We start from the raw sequence: 10,362 nt of genomic DNA on the forward strand, positions 1-10,362 counted from the left end.
ATATGTCTGGCTAGCTTTCGTTTGGACATGGATGGCCTATCGAAAGCGTCAGCTATTTTCGAATAAGACCGAAGGTGACAACTTCGCCGGAGCGGCATGGGTGATCCAAGAGGGGGATTGCTGTTGTTTCCCCTCTTGGTCGGGTGTGGGTGGATAACCCACGACGTTGATTTAATGTGGCGAAACGCCACGACTTTAGCAACCGTCAGGTTGTAATCAAATCAGAGTAAACTTAATTAAAAAACCAGTTAGCCCTGCTGATAGGTTAGCCATAAACAACAATGGCAACATTACTGTTGCCATTCATCATTCACTACAATGCTGATGATTAATCTCAGCAGTTATAAAGTACTAATATTAATCATCACGGGTTAGCACTTCTAATAATTCAATTTCAAAGAATAGATCAGAATTAGGCGGGATTTTATCGCCAATTTTGCGCTCGCCATAACCAAGGTGAGCAGGGACTGACAGTTTACGTGTTCCGCCGACCTTCATTGGGTTGTCCCCAATAATACCTTGATACCAACCTTGGATAACCCGTTTAGCGGTGATCACCACTTGAAATGCTTCTGAGCTATCAAATACGCTGCCATCGGCTAATTTACCGGTATATTTACAGGTGATTAATGCACCTTTTTCTGCGGCTTTGCCTTCACCAACCGTGATGTCGGTAATATTAAGTTCTGCAAGGGAGGTCATACGAATGCCTTTTCTATAAAATAATGTCGCTATGATAACAGCAAATTGACTCAATTCAGATGCTAAAAATAACTCATAGTCAGTATTTTGCAGCGTTTTTCATCGCTAAATGCTGTTGTAAACATGCTTAGATACTGCCAAACGTTTTTAGCCTATCTTCATTGTCGCTGGGGTAATGACCGCCATTGTTAAATAAGTGGGATCAAGAAAAATGGTTCTTAGAAAAGTAAGAGGCGGATTGCTGTTGTTTCCCCTCTTCGTCGGGTGTGGGTGGATAACCCACGACGTTGACTTTAGCAACCGACAGCTTGTAATCCTGCCACTAACTCTCAATCACCAATCACCAATCACCAATCACCAGCTATCAAGTTACATCCAATCAAACAAACAAACCATCAAACAAACCATCAAACAAACCATCAAACCATCAAAAATCAGCCACAAAAAAGGGAATACCTTGGTATTCCCTACTTCACTAACTCACTAGCTAAAGCTTTGATTACAACTTTAACCAAAACGATGGCAACAAATCTCAACTTAGCCATTCAATCGGCAGATTGAAAACCTAGAAGTGATATCTCACCCCAGCAATGGCTTCTAATTTCACTTTAACATCATCAAGTATATACAAGGTCGGTTGTGCTTCAGCAAAAAAGGTAAAACGCTCCACTTTAGCGTGAGCACCAAACACCGCTCTAGCACCTAATTGAATATCATTGCTTTTAGAGTCAGCAATCTTACCGCCAATGCCCCAGTAAAAATGGGGGTGGTCTTGAAAATTGAATGTTTTATCTAAGGTAAATGATAAGTCATCTAAGCCTACACCAAACTTATAATTATCCATTTTGATATTAATACCTGAGTCACTACCGACCATAAGTCCCACTTCTGGAGCCGCTTTGGCTTGAGCAGAAATCATTATAGTGATTAAAATGATGATTGAGGTAAACAGTGTCGCAGACTTCATGAATATCCTTGCTAGATGCGTAAAAGGCGACATCCTAGCGAGATTGCATATCGGTGTAAATTAGAAATCCCTGTCCTTTCTTTTATGAACATTTATTTATAATAAAGCTTCATTTCTGATAACCATTTGATAGCGCAATAGCATCAAACTAAAGAGTGAAACCCTGAAATGAGAAGCGTGGTGACAGGTTGTTGATGAAGATGAAGATGAAGATGAAGAAGCTGTTGGTGAAAAATAATAGCGCGCTAAGATGAGCAGTTGCTAGATTGACTGAGATTGTAAAAAAGAGATAACAAAGAAAGAGAAAATAGCTAGGGTTAAATCTGTAAGCGCCCCCTACTCAAGAAGGTAACGAGTACGGAACCGATTCAAATACATCTCACTCTATGAACAAGTTCCGATTATCTTACTTTAAGATAATTTCTCGCATTCTATATTCACCGGTTAAGGTTCTAACTTCAGGGTATTTGGCTGAAATTTCGTTAGACTTTTTCTCGTCTGACTCACTCCATTTTTTCATAAACTCTTGGTACTTGGTTTTATTCGGTTCGATATCAGCAGCATTAGCAAAACTGACCACCAGCAACATATTAAAATCACCGCTCGTCGGTAAATCACTGCCGTATATCTTCCAATCTTTAATATAACCAAGCTCCTTTTGTAGCTTTACAGCTTTAACCCAACTACTGCGTAAACCCGCTAGGTAAATATCACCCATATTCGGATCAACACGCACCGTCGTCATCATCATTATTTCGGTGCCAAGATCATAATCTTCAAATACTTCTAATCTATCCTTTGAAAATGCAGAACCACTTACTAAAACGCATAACAATAATATTAAGGTCTTGTTCATGTCGTTCACTCCTATTGCAATCATTTTGGTCACGATATAGCGACCAAATGTGCATAGAAAGTATAGCCAAATGGGCTATAAACGCATGATTAAATGCAAACGTCAGTCTTTTCAGTTTATTAGATTAAAATTTATACTGACAAAATAAAGTGATGTCATTCAAAAGTAATACAAGCTTATGATGAATATAGATAAAAAAAGGATACTTAAGAATGACACTGAATGATCAGCAACAAACGCTGGTATAGAAATGATCAACTAACTCCATTATAAGCCCCTAAAAAAAGCCTGCTAAACGTTATGTTAACAGGCTTAAATGTAGCACTTTGGTTGTACGCTATTTATCGGCAATAACTAGCCTGTTGATAAAAGCGTTTTCCTAACGATAATCTCAATTTAAAGTCACAATATTGGATAACAAGGTTAAAGCTCTTTGGCAGTATTGCCTGCAAATAGACTTTGTATTTTGGGTGTAATACTAATCAACTGAACAGTCAGTAAGCTCATGCTATAACCCAGTACAGCACCGATGAATAATGGCGGTAAAATCGCGGCAAGATCTGCACTCATTGCAAAAGTAATGCAACAACCTATAAAAGCACCAGGGATAAAAGCGAGCTTTTTATAACTTGCCTGTAAACACATTGCTGCTGTAGCAATACCCGTAAAGGCATAACCTATTATCGGAGATATAAAGAAACTACTGCCTGAAATGATTAACCATCCCCAAAACACGCCCGATAAATTAGTACTCATGGCCATAAACATGCCTTTAATACCGGTTTCTGTTTGAGCAAAAAAAGTGCTGCAACTTAAAAAACCTATCCAAGTCACTAATTGGAAAACGTCGGCAACGCCTGCCCACAATGCTGCTAATAAACCTGCTGAAATCGCGATTTGCCAACGATGTTCCATAGCTAACCTCTTGAAATAGTCTTTATTGAGAAACTGAGTGTTTACAAAATAACACAATAGAGGTTAATTTACGCTATTCAGGCACTAAAAAAAAGCGACCCAAGCCCAGTTTTGATGAATGAATCAACAAATTTTCGATAAAAAACACGTAAACATTCAATATTACTAATTTAAGATATAGTTTGTGACGACTGTAGGAACCACTTTTTGTAATCATTAGAAATCTGCTTCAATCATTTTTTTGTCGTATAAGTATTGAATTTAAAACGGAACAAGTGATAGGCATCAAATTTTGGTAAATCAACTACATAAAAAAGGTATAGATTTGTATTTTCATGCTTTACACAACAGTTTGGACTTATTGAGTCATTTACGCTGATATCCATCTAATAAATGATTACAAACCAATCGCCCTTTTCAAATGAAAAGCTTGCACAGTTGGTGAAACCAAAAGACTAAGGCTTGCTCATGAAAAAATACTTATCTACTTCTAGGCTGAACCTTGCTACCAGCTCTTTAGACTGGGTAATGGGGATGACGATTAAGCAATCGCTCAGTTTAAAAGATGCCGTCGCATTAACTGATGTGACTAAGCTGACTGTGCCAGAAAAGCCCATCGAAACACTTTATATTCATATTCCTTTTTGCCATACCCTTTGCCGTTTTTGTTCATTTCACAAAATTAAATTTAATGAAGGTGTCGCCAAGGCTTATTTTAAGGCGTTAAGACAAGAAATTCGCATGGTGATAGCCCAAGGTTATCGCTTTAATCGGGTATACATTGGTGGCGGGACGACAACCATATTAGAAGATGAGTTGATTAAAACCATCGAGATGATTAAGTCTATTACCACGGTACGAGAAGTGTCCTGTGAAAGTGACCCAATCTACTTTAAAGAAGGTAATCCACATTTACTCAAAGGCTTGGTTGACCGCATGTCGATTGGGGTGCAAAGCTTTGATGATAAAATTCTAAAAGCCAGTGGCCGATTTGAAAAATTCGGCAGTGGTTTGCAACAAGCTGAATACGTTAGCCGTGCCATTGAAGTGATCCCCACAGTTAACTTGGACATGATGTATGGCTTTAAGATGCAAACGCCAGAGACTGTTGCCAGTGATTTAGCTCAAACTATTCGCTTAAGCCCAGATCAAATCACCACTTACCCTTTAACCGTTGGCATAGGCCAAAATCGCAAGAAAGCAGGTTGTTTAGCAGGTAGTCCTGAAGAATTATGGCCACAATTCTTAGCGGTAAAAGAAGCAATGGCTGAACGTTATATCATGGAGTTCCCGTGGACATTCAGCCGTAACTTTGGTCAGCCAGTAGAGAATAAATACGTTTTAGATGGCGAAGATTGCTTTGGCGTTGGCTCAGGTGCTTTTGGTCGTTTTGGTGAACAGTTTAGAATTTCAAGTTTTGATATTCCTGACTATATTAGCCGAATCGAATCAGGGCAAACAGGTACCTGTTATACCAAACCATTAGAAGCCAAAGCCCTATTACAACATCACTTAATGATGATGATGGGTCACGGCACACTGGACAATAAGCAGTTTAAAGCCCATACAGGCAAAACACTTTGGCAAGCTTTTCCACTGGAAATGAGTTATCTGATTTCCGCTGGGGCTTTGACTAAGAAAGGCAATAATTACCAGACCACGGTTGGAGGTCAATTTATTGCACTGAAAATGTTCTCAGGCTTTTTGGCTGGTATGGATTACTTACGTGAACAAGCACGAGACTTGCCTTTAACCATGGCTGTTGATGAATCTGCAGAAAACAAATCTGATGAGTCTCCTATCTTTACTGGATAAGTCGTCACAAATAAGCTCAAGCTTGGTTTAACTGCTTATTCAGTTAAACCAATACAGAAAACATAACCCGCTTTTTATAAAGCGGATTTTTTTATAAGGCAGAGTGTTTTTATATTGCTAGTTGCTGTTTTATATCCCTATCAACCTGGTGGTCATGTTTATGCCGTTATTGCTCAGATAATAGAAAATCAATTGCCTGAACTAATTTAGGTGAGTCTGGATCTGATATTCGCGTCACCCAAACCACTTGTCCTTGTCGATTAATAAACACAGTCGTTGGAGTACCTGTTACACCATAACGTTTTGCAACCTTGTCACCATTTATCAAGGTTGTCATGTCGATGCCTCGCTCCTTTAACACCTTCGCTGGCATTGCACCTTTATCTTCATTGAAGCTAATCGCCACCATTTCAAGATCAGATTCACTATTCGCTAACCTTAATCGTTCAAGCCCTGGTTGAAGCTTTTTACAATAAGGGCACCAAGTGGCCCAAAAATGAATCACAACCGGTTTACCCGCTTGCTCAGCCAATGACCATTCATTGCCTTGGGCATCATTGAGTATAAATGCTTCAGCTTGAGGAAAATGATGTTCATCAGCTAATGTCTCATCTGCCCGCGCAGCAGTTGAAAAAAGCAACATTAACAAGCTCAGTAAAGTAAAGGTCATTACCACCGCTGCAATTTCACGATACCGTCTATTTAAAATCAGTCTGTTTAAAATAGGTCTGTTTAAAATAAGTCTGTTTAAATTAAGTCCATTTAAACTCTGTCCGTTTAAGGTCAGTCCGTTGATAGGTTTCATAAGCATTCAATCCTATTAATAAAGTCGACAATCAGCGATAAGCATTCGCACTTGAATATTAAGACCGACTAAAACACCTTTTTTATTCAGGGCAGCTTACTGCTAAACGAGAACACAGCTCGCCAGTTTTTCAGCGGCTTGTTAAGTGACTGATTTAGATTAGTGTTTATGCATGTTTGAAAATAAGAATTCGACGTTAAGAACGTTTTACAAACAGGATTAATCACGTTAGTTTGGTATAAAACAAAAAAACAAAATGGATTATTGGGGAATATCTATGCAAAAATTAACCCATTGGTTAAATCAAGGCCGTTTTCATAAACATGCCTTTAAACCCCACTTTGAAAATAACATTTTTGTCAGGCACGAGGGCGATAAGTCCAAACCAGCATTATTACTGATCCACGGATTCCCCACTTGCAGTTATGATTGGCAACCAATTTGGGATAGCTTAAGCCCACACTTTTATCTGATTACCTTAGATATGATTGGTTTTGGTTATTCCGATAAGCCGACAGACTTCCCCTATTCTTTTGCTGCTCAAGCTAATTTAATCGAAGATGTACTTACGTCATTAGATATTAATCAAGTTCATATTTTATCCCATGATTACGGTAATACCGTCACTCAAGAATTATTGGCAAGAAACAATGATGCTAAGCAAAAGCAAACGCCGCCTTGCTTTGAAATATTAAGTTGTTTATTACTTAATGGCGGCATTTTCCCCGAAGTGATTCATCCAATTCTCATCCAAAAACTGTTACTAAGCCCCATAGGTTTTATTGTGGCTAAAGGCATGGGTTATGACGCTTTCAAACGTAATTTCGACAATATCTGTTGTATTAACATTGACGATATTGAACTGAGAAAATATTGGCAACTGATCCAACATAACCAAGGAGACCGTATCTTTCACAAGCTGATCCAATACATGAAAGAACGGGTTGAACATCGTGATCGCTGGGTCGGTGCATTGCAACAATATAAACACCCCATGCGTTTTATTAATGGTTTAGAAGATCCTATTTCAGGGCATGACATGCTTAAACGCTACCAAGAGCTGATAACCGATGCAGATACCATCAGCCTTAACGGCGTGGGACATTACCCACAAGTTGAAGCGCCAGAGCAAGTTCTTGAACATGCATTCTCGTTCTGGAAAAGCCATAAAATAATGACTTAAAGCCTACATTTACCTAGCTAAAACATCGCTTAAAAATAAAGCTGAGTTTTTACTCGAAATTGGTTAAGGTAGTTTATCGCCTAACAAATAAGCGAAATTGCACAGTAAATAATAAGCAAAAGGTTCAGCTGTCTGCCCATGTATTTGCACAGCTGAACCGACACGATAAACAGTTATGGAGTCTGTTAACCTTGCTTCGCTAGTATCGGCAGTTTGACAGATAGCAAACAACAAAGGACCGTATTATGCCGATTTATCAAGCTCCCCTTCGCGACTATCAATTCATCTTATCTGAGTTACTCAATATTTATCAGCAAACTGACCTTAAAGGTTTTGATGAAGTCGACCCTGAACTTACCGATGCCATTTTACAAGGCGTGGCTGACTTCACCACCGATATCATGTTGCCGCTTAATGCCTCTGGTGATCTTGAAGGATGTAAGCTTGAAGACGGAAAAGTGATAACACCAAAGGGGTTTAAAGCCGCATATCAGCAATACATTGATGATGGTTGGGCAACCCTTACCTGTGACCCTGAATACGGCGGTCAAGGCTTACCCGAAGTGATTGGCACCTTTGCCACCGAAATGAAAACCGCCACTAACATGGCCTTTGCCATGTACCCGGGATTAACCCATGGTGCTTATTCAGCGATTCATGTTCATGGCAGCGATAAACTTAAACAAAAGTATTTAGAAAAACTCGTCAGTGGTGAATGGACTGGCACCATGAACTTAACTGAGTCTCATGCAGGGACAGATCTAGCCTTACTGCGCACTAAAGCTAAGCCCCTTGGCGATGACACGTTTGCGATTAGCGGCGAGAAAATATTTATCTCATCAGGGGATCACGATCTTGCTGAAAACATCATTCACTTAGTGTTAGCAAAATTACCTGATGCTCCTGAAGGCGTCAAAGGTATCTCATTATTCGCAGTGCCTAAATTTATGGTCAACGATGACGGTTCTTTAGGCAAAGAAAACAGCTTAAGTGCCACCGCACTTGAGCATAAAATGGGCATTCATGGTAACTCAACCTGCGTGATGTTATTTGATGGCGCTGTAGGTGAATTAGTCGGTGCGCCTCATCAAGGCCTAAAAGCCATGTTTACTATGATGAACCAAGCCAGACTCGGTGTGGGTATTCAAGGGTTAGGTGTTTCAGATATTGCCTACCAAAATGCATTGGTGTACGCCAAGGACCGAGTCCAAGGCCGCGCATTATCTGGGATAAAACATGCCGACCAAGCAGCGGATCCTATCCTGGTTCATGGTGATGTTCGCCGCATGTTGTTGTCGCAAAAGTCATTCAATGAAGCAACCCGAGCACTAATGGGCCAGCAAGCATTGTGGTTAGATACCGCTGAGCGCCACTCCGATCCTGTCAAAGCTAAACAAGCGTCTGCGCTTGCGGCATTGTTTACGCCTATCGTTAAAGGTTTTGTCACCGACCAAGGCTTTAAAGCCTGTGTTGATGCGCAGCAAATTTATGGCGGTCATGGCTACATCAATGAATGGGGCATGGAGCAATTTGTCCGCGATATTCGTATTGCCATGCTTTATGAAGGCACTAACGGTGTTCAAGCGTTAGATTTAGTGGGTCGTAAATTGTTATCTGATAAAGGGGCGACATTAAGCCTTTGGTCAGACATGGTGAAACAGTTTATTGGTGAGCACAGCGCTAATGACGCAATGAAGCCGTACATTGCAGGGCTAATGGATGCTGCTGCAGATTTAGAAAAAGCCACTGGCTTTATTGCAAAATCAGCCGCCACCAATCCAGACATGATTGGTGCAGCTTCGATGCCTTATATGCAATTATTTGGTATCTCGGCTCTCGCTTGGATGTGGGCACGTATTGCAGCCACCTCTCTTGCAGCCATTGAAGCTGGAATTGATGAACAGGCTTTTTATCAAGCTAAGTTGAACACTGCCAGCTTTTACATGAACTATTGGGGTTGTCAGACACGTAGCTTACGTAAGCAAGTGGAAATGAGCAGCGCAAACATTGCAGCCTTTGATGACAATGACTTTTAAGCGGTGCTCTTAAACCGCATTAACTCTGCCACCAAAAACAAAAACAGCGCCAATAGGCGCTGTTTTAAGATCATAACGATGATTAATAATTTATCTAGGAATGAAAGTCACTTGCTTATAATAAAGTTTAATCATTTTTAACTCATTTTTGGAAGAAACGAGTTTGTAACGCCTATATAACAGGCTAAGAATAGTGGACTAAATGGAGTGGATCAAAACCGCCCAATCCTTGAGAATCACTCTTAAATGCTTTGTTGAACGAAGCCGCTCTGCGGCAGAAAAGATAAAAGCTCACCTTTATTCTCCCATCCTAAATACTTACTAGACCCTGCCTACTCTGGCAGTTATCTAGTAGTATTACGATGAACACTCACGAGCAACAACGCTTTGATTTTCTTTATGAACAACATCTTACCAACTTAACCCTGCAAGGCAAGCGGCCTGCGACCATCGATGCCTACAGCCGCGCCGTTAGGCGTATTAGTGCATATTTCGATGCTTGCCCTGATAACCTTTCAACGGATGATTTGAAGCGCTACTTTGTCAGTTTAATTGATTCACATTCATGGAGCACCGTGAAACTCGACCGTAATGGCTTACAGTTTTTCTACCGGCACGTGCTTAATCAACAGTGGGAGTGGCTTAATATTGTTAAGCCGCCGCAAGTCCATAGACTGCCCGACATTCTTACGCCCGCAGAAGTGTCTATCGTCATTAGCCTTACCCATAAGCTGCGATATCAAGTGTGCTTTCTCGCCTTATACAGTATGGGATTGCGCCTCGGTGAGGCCATTTCACTGCAGGTTGGCGATATCGATTCACAGATGATGCGGTGCACATTCGTAACGCTAAAGGCGGTAAGGACAGGTTAGTTCCGCTACCACAACGTACCTTATTAGCACTGCGATATTACTGGCAAACTCATCGCCATCCTCGACTGATTTTTCCAGGTAAAGATAGCCAGCCTGATTCATTGATAGATAAAGGCGGCATTCAGAAAGCTTTAAAACGGGTTATCCGTGAGTGCAATATCCATAAATCCATCAGCCCACATAACCTGCGCCACAGCTACGCCACTCATTT

The 10,362-nt window shown here is 40.5% G+C and carries 10 protein-coding genes; 5 read left to right on the top strand and 5 right to left on the bottom strand.

Annotation, left to right across the window (positions count from 1 at the left end; translation table 11 throughout):
• Positions 1-357 precede the first annotated feature (357 nt).
• The 4 genes from AB4153_RS20950 to AB4153_RS20965 form a co-directional block, all read right to left on the bottom strand.
• Entirely contained in the window at positions 358-702 is a 345-nt protein-coding gene (locus AB4153_RS20950; RefSeq protein WP_102477004.1) for an FKBP-type peptidyl-prolyl cis-trans isomerase, read from the bottom strand.
• A 565-nt stretch (positions 703-1,267) separates the two neighbouring features.
• Complete coding sequence (locus AB4153_RS20955; protein ID WP_371998557.1) at positions 1,268-1,669, bottom strand: hypothetical protein; 402 nt, start codon at positions 1,667-1,669, stop codon at positions 1,268-1,270.
• Positions 1,670-2,075: 406 nt separating this feature from the next.
• The gene (locus AB4153_RS20960) at positions 2,076-2,525 is read right to left on the bottom strand and encodes a hypothetical protein (RefSeq protein ID WP_102528820.1); all 450 of its coding nucleotides are present in this window, start codon (positions 2,523-2,525) and stop codon (positions 2,076-2,078) included.
• 423 nt (positions 2,526-2,948) lie between these two features.
• A complete protein-coding gene (locus AB4153_RS20965) occupies positions 2,949-3,440 on the bottom strand; it encodes a DUF1097 domain-containing protein (RefSeq protein ID WP_371998558.1) in 492 nt (163 codons plus the stop codon).
• Between the two features lie 468 nt (positions 3,441-3,908).
• On the opposite strand from AB4153_RS20965, the gene AB4153_RS20970 reads away from it, so the two are divergent.
• Positions 3,909-5,255 (top strand): coproporphyrinogen III oxidase family protein, encoded by a 1,347-nt coding sequence (locus tag AB4153_RS20970; RefSeq protein WP_371998559.1) that lies wholly within the window; start codon positions 3,909-3,911, stop codon positions 5,253-5,255.
• Between the two features lie 166 nt (positions 5,256-5,421).
• On the opposite strand, the gene AB4153_RS20975 is transcribed toward AB4153_RS20970, so the two are convergent.
• The gene (locus AB4153_RS20975; RefSeq protein ID WP_371998560.1) at positions 5,422-6,060 is read right to left on the bottom strand and encodes a TlpA family protein disulfide reductase; all 639 of its coding nucleotides are present in this window, start codon (positions 6,058-6,060) and stop codon (positions 5,422-5,424) included.
• Positions 6,061-6,337: 277 nt separating this feature from the next.
• Between AB4153_RS20975 and AB4153_RS20980 the strand changes: the two genes are divergently transcribed.
• From AB4153_RS20980 to AB4153_RS20995, 4 genes are all read left to right on the top strand, one after another.
• Positions 6,338-7,243, top strand: coding sequence for an alpha/beta fold hydrolase (locus tag AB4153_RS20980; protein WP_371998561.1), 906 nt, complete (start codon positions 6,338-6,340; stop codon positions 7,241-7,243).
• A gap of 245 nt (positions 7,244-7,488) precedes the next feature.
• Positions 7,489-9,279 carry an acyl-CoA dehydrogenase C-terminal domain-containing protein gene (locus AB4153_RS20985; RefSeq protein ID WP_371998562.1) on the top strand — a complete coding sequence of 597 codons (1,791 nt, stop codon included), beginning with the start codon at positions 7,489-7,491 and terminating at the stop codon, positions 9,277-9,279.
• 362 nt (positions 9,280-9,641) lie between these two features.
• Positions 9,642-10,151, top strand: a complete 510-nt coding sequence (locus AB4153_RS20990; protein WP_371998563.1) for a tyrosine-type recombinase/integrase — start codon at positions 9,642-9,644, stop codon at positions 10,149-10,151.
• The coding region (locus tag AB4153_RS20995) for a tyrosine-type recombinase/integrase (RefSeq protein WP_371998564.1) at positions 10,112-10,362 on the top strand (251 nt) is incomplete at its 3' end. The genes AB4153_RS20990 and AB4153_RS20995, both read left to right, overlap by 40 nt.

The sequence above is a fragment of the Shewanella sp. 10N.286.52.E4 genome, assembly GCF_041468785.1.
In the GTDB taxonomy this organism is placed as follows: domain Bacteria; phylum Pseudomonadota; class Gammaproteobacteria; order Enterobacterales; family Shewanellaceae; genus Shewanella; species Shewanella electrodiphila.

Excerpts from the sequence above, each read along its gene's own strand:
- AB4153_RS20950 (WP_102477004.1), bottom strand. The coding sequence starts at position 702 with ATGACCTCCCTTGCAGAACTTAATATTACCGACATCACGGTTGGTGAA.
- AB4153_RS20955 (WP_371998557.1), bottom strand. The coding sequence starts at position 1,669 with ATGAAGTCTGCGACACTGTTTACCTCAATCATCATTTTAATCACTATA.
- AB4153_RS20960 (WP_102528820.1), bottom strand. The coding sequence starts at position 2,525 with ATGAACAAGACCTTAATATTATTGTTATGCGTTTTAGTAAGTGGTTCT.
- AB4153_RS20965 (WP_371998558.1), bottom strand. The coding sequence starts at position 3,440 with ATGGAACATCGTTGGCAAATCGCGATTTCAGCAGGTTTATTAGCAGCA.
- AB4153_RS20970 (WP_371998559.1), top strand. The coding sequence starts at position 3,909 with ATGAAAAAATACTTATCTACTTCTAGGCTGAACCTTGCTACCAGCTCT.
- AB4153_RS20975 (WP_371998560.1), bottom strand. The coding sequence starts at position 6,060 with ATGAAACCTATCAACGGACTGACCTTAAACGGACAGAGTTTAAATGGA.
- AB4153_RS20980 (WP_371998561.1), top strand. The coding sequence starts at position 6,338 with ATGCAAAAATTAACCCATTGGTTAAATCAAGGCCGTTTTCATAAACAT.
- AB4153_RS20985 (WP_371998562.1), top strand. The coding sequence starts at position 7,489 with ATGCCGATTTATCAAGCTCCCCTTCGCGACTATCAATTCATCTTATCT.
- AB4153_RS20990 (WP_371998563.1), top strand. The coding sequence starts at position 9,642 with ATGAACACTCACGAGCAACAACGCTTTGATTTTCTTTATGAACAACAT.